The organism is Azospirillum sp. TSH100, assembly GCF_004923295.1.
Taxonomy (GTDB): domain Bacteria; phylum Pseudomonadota; class Alphaproteobacteria; order Azospirillales; family Azospirillaceae; genus Azospirillum.
Genome location: NZ_CP039639.1, coordinates 424113 through 443556 on the forward strand (window position 1 = coordinate 424113; position 19444 = coordinate 443556).

Here is a 19444-nt window from a genome sequence, read left to right on the forward strand (position 1 = left end):
GTCGGTCAGTGGCCCGACGGTTTGGCCGGGGCAGCGTGCTTGTCGGAGGCCGGCTTGGCGGCAGCCGGCTTTTCCGAAGCCTTCTCGGCCGGTTTCTCGGCAGGCTTCTCGGGGGCTGGCGGCTCCAGGCCGGGAGGAGGACCGCCAAAGGTGATCGTCACCTCGGTCACCGGGCCGGGATCGGGCTGGCTGTGGCGGAACCCCGCCGCGGCACCGGGACCGAGCGTTTCGGCGGACTGCTCGATGGTCCAGCTTTGCAGCAGCTTGTGTTCCGGGCCGAAGGTGTTGATGCGCAGCGGCGGCAGCATGCGTTCGGCATCGGTCGTATTGGCGACCTCTCCCTCCAGCAGCAGAACCGTCTTCCCGCCTTCCAGCTTCTGTTCGGAGTGGATGTTGCGCAGTTCCAGGCCGAAGCCCGGCGGTTCGGCCGGCATGCCGATCATGTCATAGAGCAGGGCCGCGGGAGGCCAGCTGCGGACGATGGGATCGCGGGCGAAATAGGCACCGGCAGCGGTGCCAGCGACCAGCACCCCCAGCACAGCGAAGCCGATCACCGTGCTGCGGGCCGGCTTGGCACGCGGGGTCTTCGGCGGTTTGACCTTGCTCTTCCCGGCAGGCTTCGCCGGTTTGGAAGGGCGCAGTTCGGTCAGTGCGTCGGGAATGACCGGTTCCAGCTCCGCCCGGTCGGGCATCTGCCACCAAGTGTGGCCACAGCGGGCGCAGCGAACCTTCCTGCCATCCTGTCCGAGCGTTTCGTCGGACAGGGTATAGCGCGTTGAACAGGTCGGACAGGAAACGATCATCGCGCCGTCGCAGAGAAGTTGCCACTTGCCTTATAGATAGGAGTGGTCCGCGGCGCAACCGGCACCCGACGGCCCCAACCCTCCCTCCCGCTCCTGCGAGCGACGGAAGGGTTGGGACAGGGCGAACAGCCCCTTACATCCCGCCCGGATAGTTCGGACCCCCGCCGCCTTCCGGCACGACCCAATTGATGTTCTGGGTGGGGTCCTTGATGTCGCAGGTCTTGCAGTGGACGCAGTTCTGCGCGTTGATCTGCAGGCGCGGATCGCTGCCATCGTCGTTGCGGACGATCTCGTACACGCCGGCCGGGCAATAGCGCTGCTCCGGCGCGTCGTAGAGCGCCAGATTGACGCTGATCGGGACCGACTTGTCCTTCAGCGTCAGGTGCGGCGGCTGGTCTTCCTCATGGTTGGTATTGGAGAGATAGACCGAGGACAGGCGGTCGAAGCTGACCTTGCCGTCCGGCTTGGGGTAGGCGATCTTCGGCGCTTCGCTGGCCTTCACCAGGGTGGTATGGTCGGCGTGGTGCTTCAGCGTCCAGGGCGACTTGCCCTTCAGCGCCGTCTCGTAGGCGGCGTTCGCCAGACCGGCCCACAAGCCCTTCTGGAATCCGGGGCGGATATTGCGGACGGCGTGGAGTTCCGGCCAGATCCAGGACTGCTTCAGGCGCTCCGGATAGGCGATGACCTCGGGACCGTTGTCGCTGCCGCCGGTCAGGTGGTCGAACACCGCCTCGGCCGCGACCATGCCAGACTTCATGGCGGTGTGGTTGCCCTTGATCTTCGGAACGTTCAGGAAGCCGGCACCGTCGCCGATGAGCAGGCCGCCGGGGAAGGTCAGCTTCGGAATCGACTGGAACCCGCCTTCGGACAGGGCGCGGGCGCCGTAGGACAGACGGCGGCCGCCTTCGAAGGTCGGGCGGATCGCCGGGTGGGTCTTGTAGCGCTGGAACTCCTCGAACGGGCTCATGTGCGGGTTCCAGTAGTCGAGGCCGACGACGAAGCCGACCGACACCAGATTGCCTTCCATGTGATACAGCCACGACCCGCCATAGGTCTTGGGGTCCATCGGCCAGCCGATGGTGTGAACGATCAGCCCCGGCTTCGACTGCGACGGGTCGACCTCCCACAGCTCCTTGATACCGATGCCATAGGTCTGCGGCTGGCAGTCGCGGCGCAGGTCGAACCGCTCGAATAAGATCTTGGTCAACGAACCGCGGCAGCCCTCGGCGAAGATGGTCTGCTTGGCGTGCAGTTCCATACCGGGCGTGTAGTTGCCGGTCTTCTCACCGTCCTTGCCGATGCCCATGTCGCCGGTGGCGACACCCTTCACCGCGCCATTGTCGTCATACAGCACCTCGGCGGCAGCGAAGCCGGGGTAGATCTCCACCCCCAGCTCCTCGGCCTGGGTCGCCAGCCAGCGGGCCAGATTGCCCAGGCTGATGATGTAGTTGCCGTGGTTGTTCATCTGCGGCGGGGCGAAGGGCGATTTGTAGGCCTTGGTTTCCGTCAGGAAGAGGAAATGGTCCTCGCGCGCCTTGGTGGTGAGGGGCGCGCCCTTTTCCTTCCAGTCCGGGATCAGCTCGTCCAGCGCATGCGGTTCGAAGACGGCGCCGGACAGCAGGTGGGCGCCCACCTCCGACCCCTTCTCGATCACGCAGACGCTGAGCTCCTGGCCGGTCTCGACCGCGCGCTGCCGCAGACGGATCGCCGCACTCAGGCCCGACGGGCCGGCGCCGACGATCAGAACATCATACTCCATGACCTCGCGCGGTTCGCGTTCCATCACCACACTCCCCCACCGTCTTGTTTTGGTACTGTTTCCCTCGGGACGCCCTATGGTGTTTTGCGGGCGCGTGCTTGTAGCACGGTTTGCGCCGCACCCAAATTGGGTATCTGGACATGTAAGACCACACGATCTGTGGTAAGGTCAAACGATGATTGACGTATGCGACATCCTCGACGCGCTGCGCTGGCATGCCGACATCGGCTGTGACGAGGCCATCGGCGACGAACCGACCGACTGGTCCGCCCTGACCGCCCGGCCGGCTGCGCGTCCGCCGTCCGCCGGCGCGCCGATGCCAGGTGGCGCGCCCGGTGGCGCTCATGGGGCTTCGGGTCCGAATGCGGCGCGTGGTCCCGCTCCGACTCGGGTACCACCCCCCTCGGCGCCCACAGCCGCGCGTCCGGCCACCGCCCTCTTCGCTCCCGATCAGCCACTGGGCGCCAGCGAGGCCGGAATCCAGGCCCGTGCACGCGCCGGAGAGGCACAGACGCTGGAGGCGCTGGAATCGGCCTTGCGCAGTTTCGACGGCTGCCGGCTGAAGGCCACTGCAATGAACACCGTCTTCGCCGACGGCAATCCGCAAGCGCAGGTGATGCTGATCGGCGAGGCGCCGGGCGAGGACGAGGACCGACAAGGCAAGCCGTTCGTCGGGGTCAGCGGCAAGCTGCTGGACCGCATGCTGGCCCAGATCGGGCTGGACCGGAGCAAGGTCTATATCTCCAATATTCTGCCATGGCGGCCACCCGGCAACCGCAGCCCGACCCAGGCGGAAATCGCCGCATGCCTGCCCTTCCTGGAACGGCATGTGGAGTTGGTGCGACCGAAGCTGCTTGTTGCGCTGGGCGGGGTGTCCGCCAAGACCCTGCTGAACCGGGCAGAGGGAATCACCCGCCTGCGCGGACAATGGCGGAGTTACGACGTTGCAGGCACCCCCGTCCCGCTGATGCCGATGCTCCATCCGGCGTACCTCTTGCGCAACCCTATCGCAAAGCGGGAAGCGTGGCGGGACATGCTTTCGTTGCAGCAAAGGATCGCCGAAGAAGGGGGCAAATAATCGCAAGAATAAATGGAATGCCACAGGACCGCCCAAATCGCTCGTATGACTGCGATCGCCGGACAGCAAAAATGTCGTTGACCCATGCCGAAAGGCACCTTCCCAACGGGCTAGGGCCTTTTTTCCAGCTCCGTTAAAGCGTTGTAACATCTCGCGAATACCGGCACTGACACATTCCGTGCAAATCCGTTGCTTGCGGTTCCCGCCGACGTGGAGTATCTCGGAGCAATGCTCCGGATATTTTGCAGTGCAGCATACCGGGTCGCGAGCGCGGCCCCGCTGCGGCGGAACCTTCTGGGGGTGCTGGGTCTCACGGTGGCTTACACCCTGGGACCCGACGGTGCGGTGGGGCTCCGGCCCGCTTGCGCCGCCCTCATTATCCACGCGCCGGACGGTCACGCCGTCGTCCAGCCCGGCGGGGATTCCGTGCCTGACCCCACCAGCCCCGTTTTCGGTGATGCGCCAAGCGATCCGGCGCCAAGCCATGCAACGCCGGGGCTTCCCGAAACCGCCACCCCCGATTCCACCTTTTCCGGCAACCCGATCGCCGAGACCACACCCGACCCGGCCCTGGTGGCTGATGAGGCCCCCGGCCCGACCGGCGCTCCCCTACTGCTGGCATCCGACGAGGAGGCCCGCGCCGTCCAGTTGGACGAGGAGGATGCCGCCCGCTACCGCCGCATCTTCGCGGCACAGGAACGGGCGGAATGGGACGCCGCTGATGCCGAGATTGCGAAGCTGAAAGACCGCCGGCTTATCGGCTATGTCCTGCGCCAGCGTTATCTGCACCCAGACCGCCGCGCCAGCTACGAAGAACTCGCCCGCTGGATGCAGGATTACGGCGACCTCGCCGGAGCGGAACGGATTCACAACCTCGCCCAGAAACGCCAGCCGGCTGGCCAGAAGGCGCCGAAGCCGCCACGGGGGGAAGAGCGCGTCCGCCTCGTCGGGTCGCTGGAACGCCTTGGCGGCCTGCGCACCATCGCCAGCAACGATGATGACGACGATGACGGCCTCACCGTCGCTCCGCGCAGCCGCACCGTGTCCCGTGACCGCGCCGCGGTAGCGCGGGTGGAGGAGTTGCTGCGCTCCGGCCGCACCAACGGCGCCCTGAGCCTGCTGGGCCAGGATGAGTTCGGCGGCAAGCTGGACACCGTTCAATATGACGCCGCCCGCGCCCGCATCGCCGCGGCTCTCTATTATTCCGGTGAGACGTCCCAGGCACTGACCCTGGCCTCGGCCAGTGCCGCACGGTCCGGCGACATGCTGCCGGAGGCGCACTGGATTGCCGGTCTGGCCGCCTGGCGGTTGAAGCAGACCGACCGCGCCGCCCGCCATTTCGAGGGCATGGCCGCTGCCGGCCCGCGTTCCCCCTGGAAGGCCGCCGCGGCCGATTACTGGGCGGCCCGCGCGCTTGCCCGCAAGCCCGGCAAGGAGAAGGAGGCGGCGGAGCATCTGGCCGCCGCCGCCCGCTATCCCCATACCTTTTACGGCCTGATCGCCTTACAGACGCTGGGCAGCCTTGATCAGGTGCGCTGGCAGGCGCCGGCCCTGACCGGGCGGCAACTGGCGGCGGTCGCGGCCAAGCCGGCTGGCTCCCGCGCCATAGCCCTGCTTCAGGCCGGCCAGCGCGAGTTGGCTGGGCTGGAGTTGCAGCGCATAAACCCGCAGGGCGACCAACTGGTCGAACAGGCGATGGTAACGCTGACCGACCGTGCCGGGGTGGCTTCACTGGCACTGAAGCTCGGCAATGCGGTGGCCGGGCCGGACGGAGCACCCTATGCAGCGGCCCTCTATCCGTTGCCCCACTGGACGCCGCGTGACGGCTTCGCAGTTGACCGTGCGCTGGTGTTCGCGGTGATGCGACAGGAATCACGCTTTGACCCACGGCTGGTCAGCTCAGCCGGGGCGACCGGGCTGATGCAGATCCTGCCCAGCACGGCCCAGCATGTGCGCGAGCGCAACGCCGACATCGGCAGCGACGACGCCAACCGCGACGCCCTGTTCGATCCGTCGCGCAACATGGAGCTTGGCCAGCGCTACCTGTCTGAACTGCTTGGGATGCCGGAGATCGACGGCAACCTGTTCCTGGCGACGGCCGCCTACAATGCCGGGCCGGGCACGCTGGCGCGCTGGCGGCGTGATCTGAGCGACATCACCGACCCGCTGCTGTTCATCGAAAGCCTTTCCTTCGGCGAGACGCGCGACTATGTGGAGAAGGTGATGGCGAACTTCTGGATCTATCAGCTTCGGCTGGGCCAGGAGACCGCCTCGCTCACCGCCGTCGCCAAAGGGAAATGGCCGGGCTACAGTCCGATGGACAGCCGTCCGGCCCAGGTCGCGGCCCGCCCCGATCCGCAGCCTGCGGCGAAGACGGCACCCACGGCTGTGAACGTGCCTGTCGCGACAGCACCGGATGTGGTTGAAACGGAGCCGGTTGAAACGGTGGCAGAGCGGGGAGAGGCCAGCCCGATACCCTGACCGCCGGCGCCCCTTGTCGGGCTCCGGCCCGACATGAGGACACACCTGCCGCCATGCCGAAGATCGACGAGAACCGCCCCTTCCTTCCCGTGAACATCGCCGTGGTGACGGTGTCCGACACCCGCAGCGCTGCCGACGACCGGTCCGGCGATGCGCTGGCAGAACGGATTGACGGGGCAGGCCATATACTCGCCGCCCGGACCATCGTGCGCGATGACATCGCGGCGATCCGCGCCCAGGTCCAGGCCTACATCGCCGATCCGCAGATCGACGTGGTGCTGACCACCGGCGGCACCGGTGTCACGGGCCGTGATGTGACGCCGGAAGCGGTCGAGGCGCTCTATGAAAAGGCTATCCCCGGCTTTGGCGAGCTGTTCCGCTATCTCAGCTATGCCAAGGTCGGCACTTCGACCATCCAGAGCCGGGCGAGCGGCGGGGTCGCCAACGGTACCTACATCTTCGCCCTGCCAGGCTCGCCCAGCGCCTGTCGCGATGCCTGGGACGATATCCTGGTCTGGCAACTCGACAACCGCCACCGCCCCTGCAATCTGGTCGAGTTGATGCCCCGCCTGCGCGAGCATATGGCGTGAGCGAACCCGCGGGCTTTTCGACGGAGGCTCTGCACGCCGTCCTGATCCGGCTGCCGCGCCTTGCCGACCTCTCCCCCGACGCATTGGAGCCAATGCCGCTGAAGGGCGTCGCCCACGACCATGTCCGCCTGCGCGGCAGGCGGCTGGTCGCCCGTATCCCACGCTGGAGCCAGCTTGGCCTTGATGCCTGGACGGCGCTGGACCGACAGGCTGCCGCCTTCCGGCGCGCGGAGATATCCGGCCACACCCCGCGTTTTGCAGGCCTGCTGCCGCCAAACGAGGGGCTGCCGCTGGGCGCCCTGGTGGTGGGCGAAGTAGAGGGGCGCACACCGGTGCTGCCCGACGACATGCCCGCAATTGCCCGCGCGCTGGCGGCACTGCACCGCATGGCGCCGCCCGATTTCTACGAACCGCTGCCCGCCCCGCCCGATCCGGTCGCGGCCCTGCTGGCCCAGGTCGAACGGCAGGCAGCATGGTTCGACCGGGCCGCCCTGTCGACCGAAACCCGCGTCCTGATCGCGGAGGAGCTTGCCGCCGCACGTGTCGGCGACCTCGCCCCGCCGCCCGAGACACCAATGCCGCTGACCGCAGTGGGCGTGGACGTGCATCCCGGCAATTTCCTGATCGATGCCCACGGCAAGGCATGGTTCACCGACTTGGAAAAGCTGCAATACGGCCACCCGGCCAGCGACCTCGCCCATGCCAGCCTCTACACCTCAACCAAGTGGGACCCGGAGGTGAATGCGGAATTGTCCCCGGCCGATATCGACGCCTTCATTGCGGCCTGGGCGATAGCGGTGCCGGGCGATTTGGCCGACGAAGTGCGGCCCTGGCTGAAGCAACTGCGTCGGCTGACCTGGCTGCGCACCTTGTCATGGATGGCCCGCTGGTCGGTGGAGGGCGCCTCCCTGTCGCCCGGGATGCCGGAGGGCCTGCGCACCCACATGGCCGCCCACGCCACCGATATCCTGCGTCCGGAGCGGATTGAGCAGGTACGGCGGGAGTGGCGTTAGCGGATGCGGGAATGGGACACTTACGAAAGTCTCTTGCCGACGCCCTGCCGAAAATGATGGGATACCGACTCGGAAAACGAGGTGACGAGAGCATGACGAGTTTCCGACGCCGGTTGCTGCCGATCTCCCTGGCCGTCCTGATCGCCGGCACCGCCCTGGCGCCCGCCGATGCCGCCGGCCCTGCGGATGGCGCCGGCTCGGCCACAGGCAGCTATCTGGCCGGCCGCTATGCCCAGCATCAGGACGATTGGACGGCAGCGGCCCGCTTCACCGCACAGGCGCTGGCGGCCGATCCGGACGATCCCGCCCTGCTGCGCCGCACCTTCCTGTTGCGGCTGGGCGAGGGACGGATGGAGCCGGCGATCGACCATGCAAGGCGCCTGCTCGACGACCAGGGCGAACCGCAAATGGCGCTGACCCTGCTGGCCGCTGACGCGCTGGCCACGGGCAAACTTGACGAGGCCGACGGCTTCGCCTCCCGCTTGCCAGCCGACGGACTCGGCCGCTTCCTGGCACCACTAACCCGCGCTTGGCTGGCGACTGCCCGCGGCAAGACGGACGAGGCGCTGGCCGCCTTGCAGCCGCTGTCCGGCGTCCAGGGTTTCGAGGCGCTCTACAACCTCCATGCGGCCTTGATCCTCGACCTTGCCGGGCGATACGACGAGGCGGCGGCACGCTATGCCAAGGTGACGGAAACCGACGCGCCGCTGCGGGTGGTGCAGATCGTTGGCAACTTCATGACGCGCACCGGCCGCAAGGACGAGGCGCGCAAACTCTACCAGACTTTCCAGGGCAACAACCCCGACGGCCTGCTGGTGGAGCCGGCACTGGCCGCCATGGCGAACGCGCCGTCCGAAACCCGTCCGGTTCCAGACGCGCGCTCCGGTCTTGCCGAGGCGCTGTTCGACCTGGGCAGCGCCCTGCACCACGAGAATGCCGACGAGCCGGCGCTGCTGTTCGGCCGAATCGCCCTTCATTTGCGCGGCGATCTGGCGCTGGCCCATCTGCTGATCGGCGACATCACCGCCTCGCGCGACCATCACGAGGAGGCGCTGGCTGCATACAAGCGGCTGGAGATGGACCCGCTGCTGGGCTGGACCGCCCGCATGCGCGAGGCCGACAGCTTGGCCCGAATGGACCGCAATGATGAGGCCATCGCGATCCTGAAGGCTCTCGCCGCCGAGCGGCCGGAGCGAACCGACGCCATCACGAGGCTGGGCGACCTCTACCGCTATTCCAAGCGCTATGCCGAGGCTATCCCCGCATATAGTACGGCGCTGGAGCGGATCGGCACACCGCAGGAGAGGCATTGGCCGCTGCTCTACGCCCGCGCCATGAGCTACGAGAAGACCAAGCAATGGCCGCAAGCCGAGGCCGATCTGCAAACCGCACTGAAGCTGCGGCCGGACGAGCCGTCGCTGCTGAATTTCCTCGGCTACAGCTGGATCGACCGCGGGGAGCATCTGGCAAAGGCCAGGGCGATGGTGGAGCGCGCGGTGGAACTGCGCCCACGCGACGGCTACATCGTCGACAGCCTTGGCTGGGCGCTCTACATGCTGGGCGACTACGAGGCGGCGGTCGCCAAGCTGGAACGCGCGGTGGAATTGAAGCCGGGCGACCCGACCATCAACGATCACCTCGGCGACGCCTACTGGCGGGCAGGCCGTCGCAACGAGGCCCGCTTTCAATGGATGCGCGCGCTGCGCAATGCCGACGAGGATACCGATAAGGGTGCGATCCAGGCCAAGCTGGAGAAGGGCTTGCCAGACCAGAAAGCCGCCGCGAAGCAGTGAAAGAAGTGGCTCTCTGACTTCGATAACCCTCTTCAGCCGGGAGAGGGGACTTCTTCCGTAGTCGGGAGGGGGACAGTTACTGCGCCCCTACATAGGGCTTGTATAGGCTGTCGGTCTGCTGGATGTGCTCCACGAACCAGTCCTTCAGCAGCAGGATCAGGTCGACGCGGAGCATGGTGGGGTTGTCGCCATCGAAGTCGCGGGCGAGCTTTTCCACCTCGTCGGCGAAATAGCGGTGGGCGGCGAGGTGGCCATCCAGGTCGGGATAGCCGCAGCGCTCCATAATCGCCTCTTCGCGCGCGAAATGGACGGCGACGTAGTCGCGGAGGCTGGCAAGAAGGCTGGACAGTTCGTCCCGGTTCGCGGAGGTGATGCCGCTTTCCAGCAGGCCGTTGAACAGGTCGAGCAGTCGCCGATGCTCGTCGTCGAGCACGGGCACGCCGACGCTCATGGATTCGTCCCAGACGACGTAGCTCATCGCAGCGATCTCCCCCTCGCGTCCCGCGATGGCAGGAGCATCCCGCGGAATCAAGCGGTTGCAACCGGCCATGGCTGGGTTGTGGACATCTTGACATGGATCCTAAAACCGGCAACCGTGCCAGTCCAAGCGGCAAATCCCCGCAGGGGGCGGCAAGAAGCGCAGTGCTCCAAGCCCTTCCCTGCCACAAAGCGACAGAGTGACCGATGGCCCTGCTCGACGAGATCGCGGAGAAGAAACGGGCGCTTGACGCCGCACGTCCCCTACCGCAGGAGGTCGTCCATGGCATCGCCGACCGGTTTGAACTGGATCTGACCATCGCGGCGGCGGCGCTGGAGGATTATCCACCAAAGCCCGCCGATGTGAAGACGATCCTGGAGCGCGGCAGCATACTGCGCCATCGCGCGGTGGAGGAGCAGCGATTTGTCCTTAACCACCGTGCCACTCTGGAACTGATGGCGCGGCTGTCCTTCGATCCGTCAGGCGCGGTCACGGAACGCACCGTCACGGCGTTCCACAGCGTGCTCTATCGCGGCATCGTCGACGATGCCGGTAAATACCGCAACGCACCTCCAAAGGACGATCCGGCGGAAACCGCACCAGATCCGGCCAAGCTGCGCGTGTCGATGTCGGCGCTGTCAACTTGGATGCGCAAGTCGGATGCCAGCCCCGACACCGCCTTCGAGGCGCATCACCGGCTGAGCGCCATCCGCCCCTTCGACATCGGCAACCGGGCGACAGCGCTGCTGCTGTGCAACCTGATCCTCAATCGCGCCGGCTATCCGCCGGTGGTGATCACCGCCGAAGACCGTGGCCTGTATCTGGATCTTGTCGAACGGGCATGGTCGGTCGGCGACAAGACGCCGTTCCGCGACCTGATGCTGCGCTTCCTGTCGCAGAGCCTCGATTTCTGCCTGGAGGCCGCCGGACAGGGCGGAGACGGCGCGGAACTGGATGGAATGCCTTAAGTGGGCAGGCCGGCGGGCAGGCGCAGGCGCGACGGCCGGTCGGGGCCGCTGTGGATCAACAGCGTGATCGGAAGCGCATCGACCCGGCGGGTCTCACCCGGTTCCGCCCCGGTGCCGGGATTGACCGGATAGGCGGGAAAGCAGGACCCGGCGAGGCTGAGGCGCAGCGCCGATCCCGGCGCCAGTGTGGCACAGGTGGCTCGCATCGCGATGGTCAATGGCCGGGTCGGGTCGCCGGGCTCCAGACGCGCGTGGCCCTGGGTCAGCGGCAGCACCTGACCGTCGGGGCGCACCACCGACAGCACGGCGCTGACGTCGAAAGACGGAGCATCGGCCTCGACCCACAGTTCCAGCGCCACCCGCCCGGCCAGCATCAGCGGCTCGTCCAGCGGCAGGCTGGTATAGGTGGCGACATCCGCCCGACGGTCGACCGCGGCACGGTCGGGGCGCCCGGCGGCATCCGGCACCGCATGGCCGCCTACCGTCGGCACCGGCGTGCGCGGATCATGGACGACCACGTCGAGCGCCTCCATTTCAGGCATCTCCAGCTCCAAACGGCCGCCCTGCCGGTTGGCAAGTCCGTCGCTGGAGAGATACAGCACCGCATCGGCCGCGGGAAGATCGGGCAGATCGTGCCAGCGCCCGGTCTCCACATCATGCAGGCGGACCGGACCGCCGCGGTCGGCCCCCTCCCCCTTCAGCACTCGGTCGAACCACGCCAGCTGCAGCGAGTCGAGCGTCGGCGCCTGACCCGGCGCCGCTGACGGTCCGTCAGCCCCCCAAGGGCCGACCACCAGCCGGACCGGAGCACGCCCCCGTACCCTGGCGTGGTCATGGGCGTCCAGCATGCCGGCCAGCCGCGGGTCGTACCAGCCGCCGACCTGCATGACGGCCACGTCGGCCGGCATGGCATCGCACATCGCCTTTGGCGACAGGGCAGCCCAGGCCGGGCCAGGCACCGGATTGGTCAGCCAATCGTCGTAATGGGTATAGCGGGCATAGTCGCGCAGGGCCTGTGGTCGTGACGGAATCTCGTCATCGATCGGAAGGTTGCGCGCGGCATCCGACAGCACCCGGTGCCCGGTGCCGTCCTCAACCCGCCGCGCCGCATCGGCCGCCGTGCGCAGGGCCCAGCCCATAGCGTCGGCAAGCCGGAACGCCCCCCCTTCGTAAGCCCAGTCGGAAAACACATCCCAGCCAGCAAAGGCCGGCGCCACCGCGCGCAGGGCCGTCGGCGCCTCGGCCAGAGCCAGCCATTGCGCCATGCCGGCATAGCCGCAGCCATACATCGCCACCGCCCCCGACGACCCGGGCAGGGAAGCCGCCCAGGCCACAGCATCGGCGCCATCCTCCCGTTCCGCCTCAAAGGGGCGGAAGCGGCCATCGGAGGTGCCGCAGCCCCGCACATCCTGTACCACCACGACGTAACCGCGCGCAGCATACCAGCGCGGGTGGGCATAATGGCTGGTCAGGGCGGTGCGTCGGCCGCAGGGAACGCGCAGAAGCAGCACCGGCCAAGTGCCGGCCGCGTCGGGCCGATACAGGTCGGCATCCAGCCGCACGCCATCCCGTGTCCGCATCGATACGGTTTCCGGCGGCCGTACCGGCAGCAGGCTGTGTGACTGGCGAATCATCGGGGCCAGATGGGTCATGGCGGGGCAGGCTCGCTCGATGACAAACAACAGATAATGTGTCGTCGTGGCAAAGCCCGTGCCAGAGGGGTCGCGACAAATTACATAACTCTTTCAGCCGAGCCGTGCCTCCATCAAAGCTCTCTCCCTTGCGGGAAGGAGGTTGGGGTGAAGGGTACGGTAGCCGGAATGGTGAAGGAAACCCTGTATTTGCGATCCCTCACCCTATCCCTCTCCCGCAAGAAAGAGGGGAGTATTGAGAGAGTACGGCTCCAATCCCCCAGAACGCTCACCCGCACAATCTCCAGCCTCCTGCCGTTTTTACAGGCAGTCCGCCCGATCAGGCGGCAATCAGCTCGAAGCGGTCGACATCGACCATGCCGCGATCGGTGATCTTCAGGTGCGGGATAACCGGCAGGGGCAGAAAAGCCAATTGAAGAAAGGGCTCGGACAGCGGACAGCCCATGGCACGGACGGCGGCACGCAGGGAGCGCAGCTTCACCTCCACCGTCTCGAAGGGCTCAAGGCTCATCAGTCCGGCCAGCGGCAGGGCCAGTTCGCCGACCACCTGCCCATTGCGCACGGCGACGAAACCGCCCTGAATCTCGATCAGCCGGTTGACCGCGACGCGCATGTCGGCATCGCCGGCTCCCACCACACAGATGTTGTGGCTATCATGACCGACCGACGAGGCCAGCGCCCCCTCCGTCAGACCAAAGCCCTGGACGAAGCCGCGGCCAATGTTGCGGTTGCTGCCGTGACGGGCGAAAACGCAGATCTTCAGCAGGTCGCGCGACGGATCGGCAACCATGCGGCCGCCCACCACCGGCACCTCGATCCGCCGGTGTTCGGTCAGGATCTTGCCAGGCTCCAGCCCAATCACCGACTGGACCGACCCGCCGGCCGGCACGGCGAAATCCTCCCCCGCCACCGGCTCCAGCTTCACCGAATCGAGCCCCACCGGCATAACCGGCGTCCGGCCGTCGAAGCTGTGCGGGCCGACGATCTTGCCATTGCGGATGACCCGGTTGACCGCGCAATCCTCCAGATCGTCCAGCAGGACGAGGTCAGCACGATGCCCCGGCGCCACCAGCCCTCGGTCATACAGACGGAAGCCGCGGGCAGCTGACCAAGTCGCGGCGCGGTAGACATGGGCGACCGGCGCACCCAAGCGGATGGCGCTGCGGATCAGGTGATCCATGTGCCCCTCCTCCGCGATGTCCAGCGGGTTGCGGTCGTCGGTGCAGAATCCGAGGAAAGGCGATGTTTCCGGCCGGATCACCTCCGCAAGGGCATGGACGTCCTTCGACACCGACCCGTCGCGGATCAGCACCTTCATGCCCTTGCGCAGCTTCTCCATCGCCTCCGCTGCACTGGTCGTCTCATGGCAGTTGCGGATGCCGCAGGAGAGATAGGCGTTCAGTTCCTTCCCCGTCACAAGCGGGGCGTGGCCGTCGATGTGACGCCCGTCGAAGGCGGCCAGCTTGTCCAGCACCCCGTCCACCTTGTGGAAGACGCCGGGAAAGTTCATGAACTCCGCCAGCCCCAGCACGCGCGGATGGTCCATGTAACGGATCAGGTCCGGCGCCTCCAGCCGGGCGCCGGAGGTTTCCAGCTCGGTTGCCGGCACGCAGGAGGACAACTGCACGAACAGGTCGAGCGCCGTCCCCCCGGCGCTGTCGAGGAAATAGCGCAGCCCTTGTTCGCCCAGCACGTTGCAGATTTCGTGCGGGTCGCAGATGGCGGTGGTGGTGCCGCGCGGCAGGACGCAACGGTCGAACTCCTGCGGGGTGACACAGGTGGATTCGCAATGGACATGGGTGTCGATGAAGCCGGGAACCACGGTCAGGTCGCGCCCGTCGATCTCCTCCACCCCGTCATAGGACTCGTAGGTGCCGACGATGACTTCGCCGCAGACGGCGATATCGCCCTGCGCGATCTCACCGGTGACGACATTGAGAAAGCGCGTGTTCTTGATGACCAGATCGGCCTTCGCCTCACCCAACGCCTGGCCGATGCGCCTCTTAAGATCGTCGCGGCTTGCCATCATATTCCACCTTGCCCGTCATCCATGCAAAGAGGCAAAGTGGCGTGCCGCGTCCTGACACGCAAGCGACTATCGGCTGGCCTGCCGACGGAACGGAGATCGTGCCTGTTCCCGCGCAAGGGCGGCGAGAGCCTTTGCATTGTACAACTCCAGTCCTTCCGCTACCGCCCCACGCATGTTGGTGTGCAGGAACCAGTGGCAGGCATGGCAGAGCTTCGGCAGAAAGCCGCGGGCCAGTTTATGCGGTCCGCCTCGCCCGCCATCCACCCGGCCCAGCCCCCGGGCAATCGCCCGTTCGACCGTACGGTGATAGCAGACCTCGAAATGAACCAGCCGCGCGTCCTGCTTCGCCCCCCAATTGCGGACATACAGGCAGCCGTCCCCCTCCATCGTCAGCAGGGTGGCGATGGCGACACCGCCCACCTCGGCAAAGGTCAGCGTGAGGCTGTCACCGAAGGCGGCACAGAGCCGCAGGACGAAATCCGCGGTCAGCGGCTGGCGCTTCCCCTTTCGGGCATAGAGATCGGCCAGCAACTCCAGGAAGGTTACGACCTCGGCCTCCCCCACCCGGCTGCCCGGCACGTCGTGGATCCGCACCCCGCTTTCCCTGACCTTGCGCCGCTCCCAAAGCAGCGTGCCGCGCCGATGGCCCGTCAGGGTGGCGGTGAAATCGGCAAAGTCGCGATAACCCAGATTCCGCCATTCGTAGCAGAGACTGTGACGGGTCAACCAACCTGCCGCTTCGAAACAGGCACGGTCTTCTTCGTCGGGAAAGCCGACATGGATCGATGACAAACCGTGCTGGTGGGCCAGGGACCGCAAAGCACCCGTCAGCACATCGGCCGCACCTGACGGTGCCCACTCGCGCAGCAGGATGCGCGGCCCGGTCACTGGCGCATAGGGAACCTCCACCACCAGCTTCGGGAAATAGCGACCGCCCGCGGCCTGGAAGCCGTCAACCCAGGGCTGATCAGGCCAGAACTCGTCCGTCGACCGGTCGCGCAGGTAGAGGGGAACCGCCCCGGCCAGCTGGCCCGAAGCCTCCCGCAGGATCAGATGGGCGGGTCGCCAGCCGGTAGCCGGTCCGGCAAGCCCGCTCTCCTCCACCGCCATCAGATAGGCATGGCTCAGGAACGGCCCCTTGCCGGCGGCACAGGCATCCCACTCCAACGGATCAATGCCGGAAATCCCGAACACCATCGCAACCGACCAGCGCGATTCCGGCCGGCCGCCGCTTCGAAATGCCGGTTCCTGCATCAAAGGCATGAGATATCCAGAGTGCTCCCCGCCTTATTCCCTGTCATAGGGCAGCGCCATCGGCAGGCGCACGCTGACCGTCGTCCCCTCCCCCTCGCGGCTGCGGATGTCCAGAGTGCCATCCAGCAGATCAACGAAGGAACGCACCAGCGGCAGGCCCAGCCCAGTGCCGCCGGAGCGGCGGGACAGCTGGCTGTCGACCTGGCCGAAGGGTTGCAGGGCGATGGCGATGCCTTCGGCGCTCATGCCGATCCCGGTGTCGGCGACCTCGATCAGGATACGACCGCATTCCGGGCGAACATGCAGGGCGACGGTGCCGCCAGCCGGGGTGAACTTCACCGCATTGGCCAGCAGGTTCAGCAGGATCTGCTTCACCCGCACCGGATCACCCAACAGGTGGGGCGTTTCGGGGGCGATGTCCTGGGTCAGTGTCAACCCGCCCTCCTCCGCCCGCTCGGCGATCAGCAGAAGCGAGCTTTCCACCGCATCGCGCACGTCCATTGGCTGCGGATGCAGCTCCAGCTTGCCTGCCTCGATCTTGGCAACATCCAGGATATCGCTGATGACTGCCAGCAGATGCTGGCCCGACTTGCCGATCACCTTGGCATAGTCGAGGTATTTGGGATGGCCAAGCGGCCCGACGATCTCGCTTTCCATCATCGATGAGAAGCCGATGATGGCGTTCAAGGGGGTGCGCAGCTCATGGCTCATGTTTGCCAGGAACTCGCTCTTGGCGCGGTTGGCGAGTTCGGCCTGCTCCTTCGCCTGGATCAGAGCCTGTTCGGCGCGGCGGCGTTCCTGGATTTCCTGCATCAGCGCGCGGGTGCGCTCGGCCACCCGCATTTCAAGCTCGTCACGGGCCTGACGCAGAGCCAGCTCCGCGCGCTTGCGCCGGGTGATGTCCTGGCCGACGCACAGAATGCCCGCTGGCGCGCCATCGGCCTGCGGCAGACGATTCAGGTTCCACAGCAGGACCCGCTCGCTCATGTCGTCCTGCTCGCGCAGCGCCTGCTCGAAGTTGCGGACCTCCGTACCCGCCGCAGCATTCGCCAGTTGGGCGGCGAAGGGGCCGCTCGGCCGCTCCTTCATCACTTCGGTCCAGGGGCGGCCAGCGGCACTGCCGGGTTCCAGCCCGAAGGCGCGCTCGGCGTCGCGGTTGGCCTCCAGGATGCAGCCATCATCGCCCAGCACCAGGATGATGCTGGCCGCCGTCCGGAGCAGTGAACGGAAACGCGCCTCGCCAGCCCGCGCCTCGCTCTGGCGCAGCGCGGCCTCCAGCTCGACGATGCGGCGCTCCAGCCGGCGGATGGTATCGGCCGGACCGATACCCGACGTGGGCGCCAGGGACGACACCGTCCCGGAGAAGACGGTCGGGTCGGTCACGCCGCGGCGTTTTCCGGCTGCATCATGTCACCCAGCTTGGCCAGCAGGAACTCCAAATCCTCCGGCGCCAGATCCTCGTACTGGGTCAGGATGCGCTCGATGACGCGCCGGCGGTGGCGTTCGCGGTCGCCCGGCTCGCCATCATAGGGGGTCTCCTTCAGCACGTCGATGGCGATGCGGCAGGCCGGCAGCAGAGCCGGCGGCAGCTTCGCTTTGTCGTACAGCGACTTCAGCCCCAGCCGCCCGGCATCATGGATCAGCAGCCGGGCGTTGGTCATCGGCACATTCGCCATCCGCGACATCGCCGTCTCGAAGAAGGCGATGTCGCCAGTGCACAGTGATCGAACCAGCAGCGACGGCGTCAGGCGGCCGGTGCGGGCAAGCTGTGTCACCAGACGGTCCAGCGCCCCTTCGTCGCTTTCTCCGGTGAGCAGGGCGACAGTCGCCCGTTCGCGGCTTTGCAGGATCAGCTCCGACGCGACCTTCGACGGCAGTTCATGGTGCGAGACCAGATGCTGGCGAAGCCGTTCCGACACCACGGCGACCAGCCGTTCGGCGATGGTGATCGGCAGCTTGGAACGGTGAACCAGCGGATCCTGCACCGCTTCGCTGGCGCCGAAGCGGTCAATGACACGGCCAAGGCTCTGCTCGCCGAGTTCTGCTCCCTCATTGGCGACGAGCGCCGCGACGGCGCGCTCGGATCCGCTCTCGATCAACGCTTCGGCGACTGCGGCCGGAACCGTCGGGCGCTGGGCGATGGCGGTGCTCTTGGCCTCGGCACCCGACCGTACGATCTCGACCAGATCGGCCGGCGTCAACACCGTGGAGACGCTCAGCACCGGAATCGCGACGGCCTCCACATCGCGGGCCAGGGTCAGGGCAACGTCGCGCGGCAAGGAGGGGCTGGATTTCAGATTTTCCGCCAAGGTCTGGCGGACACGCAGGACCGTGTCCTTGACCATGACGCGGATGATGTCTTCCGCCAGTTGACGCTCCGACTGCGACAGCTCGGGGCTGTCAAACTGCTGGGCCAGCTTGGCGGCCAGATCGTTCCGGCTGTTCGGCGACGGGTCGGCCAGAAGCCGCGCCACGTCCTGCTGGGTCAAATGACCCGACTTGAAACCGTCACTCATGGGTCCCGGACCCTTCCTGCCCTGGTCCGTCTCCATAGGGATCGCGGAACGCAAAACCCGCGCGGCTGTGGGCGGAGACTTGTCCACAACGTCAAGGATCTTCCGAAACGATTGAACCTTCCTTAACGCCCCGCGGCCATGGGTCCATGACCTTAGGCGGCATACCCATGCCTTCGGTCATAAATCCATGGGACAGGACATCACTCACGGCATTTCGAAAAAGCTCGGCGGTTCCGGCAGGATGGGGCGGCGGCGGCGCGTGCCGCGCAGTTGCAGCCCCACCTCGCCGATCTGCTGCTCCACCGAGATGTGACGCTGCGAGGCGACCTCCAGCCCGCGATCCTCGTAGACATAGGCATCGGGATGGCTGTCGGCCCAGCGCCGGATTGCAGTGTCACGCTCGCGCAGCAAGGCGATGATGGTCGGGCGAAACAGCCGCATCATCGCTGTTATCCAACGGTTGGCTGGCCAGGACGGCCGGGCATGGTCGACCTCGAAGGCGTCGAGCATGGCGATCACGTCGTCGGCCTTGTACCAGGTCTCCCCCGTCACCCAGCGGTTGGTGGTGAACAGCCGGACCGGCTGGCCTGCCACGTCCATGGCGATGCCGATCAGGTGGGACAGTGCGTCATTGTCGTTGTCCGGTGGCATGAAATCGGCAAGCGGTGCCGGCCGCAGGCCCGGCGGCATGCCGTGCGGCCGTAGGAAGGTATGGAAATGCCCATGCTCCCCTTGCGGCCGTTCGCCTTCGGGGTGGCAGTGGTAATAATACTGGGCGTGGAATTCGGCATCATAGACGTCGCCCGGCGGATAGTGCTTCCACTCGTAAAGCGTGCCGTGACCGCGCAGAAGCTCGCCCACTACCGTGTCGCCGGTCTTGGCCAGGACACGCTGGCACAGGCGCACCTCGCGTCCCGCCTCGGCCATCGCCTCCAACTCTTCCCGGGACACGTCCGACAAATCCGTCATCGCCCGATCCTGCGCTGCGCGAACATCCCTATTACGTACGCGGCTATGCGGGCGTGGCAAG

The 19444-nt window shown here is 66.7% G+C and carries 15 protein-coding genes; 6 read left to right on the top strand and 9 right to left on the bottom strand.

Annotated features, from left to right (window positions below):
* Positions 1-5 precede the first annotated feature (5 nt).
* Both E6C72_RS29830 and E6C72_RS29835 read right to left on the bottom strand, forming a co-directional pair.
* Positions 6-803 carry a zinc-ribbon domain-containing protein gene (locus tag E6C72_RS29830; protein ID WP_109444041.1) on the bottom strand — a complete coding sequence of 266 codons (798 nt, stop codon included), beginning with the start codon at positions 801-803 and terminating at the stop codon, positions 6-8.
* A 133-nt stretch (positions 804-936) separates the two neighbouring features.
* The gene (locus E6C72_RS29835; protein ID WP_109444042.1) at positions 937-2586 is read right to left on the bottom strand and encodes an electron transfer flavoprotein-ubiquinone oxidoreductase; all 1650 of its coding nucleotides are present in this window, start codon (positions 2584-2586) and stop codon (positions 937-939) included.
* A 151-nt stretch (positions 2587-2737) separates the two neighbouring features.
* On the opposite strand from E6C72_RS29835, the gene E6C72_RS29840 reads away from it, so the two are divergent.
* The 5 genes from E6C72_RS29840 (at position 2738) to E6C72_RS29860 (ending at position 9517) form a co-directional block, all read left to right on the top strand.
* Positions 2738-3640, top strand: coding sequence for a uracil-DNA glycosylase family protein (locus E6C72_RS29840; RefSeq protein WP_109444043.1), 903 nt, complete (start codon positions 2738-2740; stop codon positions 3638-3640).
* Positions 3641-4066: 426 nt separating this feature from the next.
* On the top strand, positions 4067-6121 hold the full coding sequence (locus E6C72_RS29845; protein WP_247876061.1) for a transglycosylase SLT domain-containing protein: 2055 nt from the start codon (positions 4067-4069) through the stop codon (positions 6119-6121).
* Positions 6122-6174: 53 nt separating this feature from the next.
* The gene (moaB, locus tag E6C72_RS29850; protein WP_109444045.1) at positions 6175-6711 is read left to right on the top strand and encodes a molybdenum cofactor biosynthesis protein B; all 537 of its coding nucleotides are present in this window, start codon (positions 6175-6177) and stop codon (positions 6709-6711) included.
* Complete coding sequence (locus tag E6C72_RS29855) at positions 6708-7724, top strand: aminoglycoside phosphotransferase family protein (RefSeq protein WP_109444046.1); 1017 nt, start codon at positions 6708-6710, stop codon at positions 7722-7724. Before moaB ends, E6C72_RS29855 begins: the two co-directional genes overlap by 4 nt.
* A 92-nt stretch (positions 7725-7816) precedes the next feature.
* Positions 7817-9517, top strand: coding sequence for a tetratricopeptide repeat protein (locus tag E6C72_RS29860; protein ID WP_109444047.1), 1701 nt, complete (start codon positions 7817-7819; stop codon positions 9515-9517).
* Between the two features lie 76 nt (positions 9518-9593).
* Here the strand turns inward: E6C72_RS29860 and E6C72_RS29865 are convergent, their stop codons facing one another.
* The gene (locus tag E6C72_RS29865) at positions 9594-9995 is read right to left on the bottom strand and encodes a bacteriohemerythrin (protein ID WP_109444061.1); all 402 of its coding nucleotides are present in this window, start codon (positions 9993-9995) and stop codon (positions 9594-9596) included.
* 206 nt (positions 9996-10201) lie between these two features.
* Here E6C72_RS29865 and E6C72_RS29870 point away from each other — a divergent pair, with 206 nt between their 5' ends.
* A complete protein-coding gene (locus E6C72_RS29870) occupies positions 10202-10963 on the top strand; it encodes a Fic family protein (protein ID WP_109444048.1) in 762 nt (253 codons plus the stop codon).
* On the opposite strand, the gene E6C72_RS29875 is transcribed toward E6C72_RS29870, so the two are convergent.
* The 6 genes from E6C72_RS29875 to E6C72_RS29900 all read right to left on the bottom strand — a co-directional run bounded on the left by E6C72_RS29875 (position 10960) and on the right by E6C72_RS29900 (position 19383).
* Entirely contained in the window at positions 10960-12615 is a 1656-nt protein-coding gene (locus tag E6C72_RS29875) for a CocE/NonD family hydrolase (protein WP_109444049.1), read from the bottom strand. The two genes, E6C72_RS29870 and E6C72_RS29875, sit on opposite strands and share 4 nt — an antisense overlap.
* A 319-nt stretch (positions 12616-12934) precedes the next feature.
* Positions 12935-14644: an adenine deaminase gene (gene ade, locus E6C72_RS29880; RefSeq protein WP_109444050.1), complete on the bottom strand. Its 1710-nt coding sequence runs from the start codon at positions 14642-14644 to the stop codon at positions 12935-12937.
* 66 nt (positions 14645-14710) lie between these two features.
* On the bottom strand, positions 14711-15907 hold the full coding sequence (locus E6C72_RS29885) for a GNAT family N-acetyltransferase (protein ID WP_109444051.1): 1197 nt from the start codon (positions 15905-15907) through the stop codon (positions 14711-14713).
* 24 nt (positions 15908-15931) lie between these two features.
* Positions 15932-17281: an ATP-binding protein gene (locus E6C72_RS29890; RefSeq protein ID WP_247876062.1), complete on the bottom strand. Its 1350-nt coding sequence runs from the start codon at positions 17279-17281 to the stop codon at positions 15932-15934.
* On the bottom strand, positions 17278-18414 hold the full coding sequence (locus tag E6C72_RS29895) for a DUF2336 domain-containing protein (RefSeq protein ID WP_109444052.1): 1137 nt from the start codon (positions 18412-18414) through the stop codon (positions 17278-17280). The genes E6C72_RS29890 and E6C72_RS29895 overlap by 4 nt, the downstream gene beginning before the upstream one ends.
* A 204-nt stretch (positions 18415-18618) precedes the next feature.
* Positions 18619-19383 (bottom strand): hypothetical protein, encoded by a 765-nt coding sequence (locus E6C72_RS29900; protein ID WP_109444053.1) that lies wholly within the window; start codon positions 19381-19383, stop codon positions 18619-18621.
* Positions 19384-19444 lie beyond the last annotated feature (61 nt).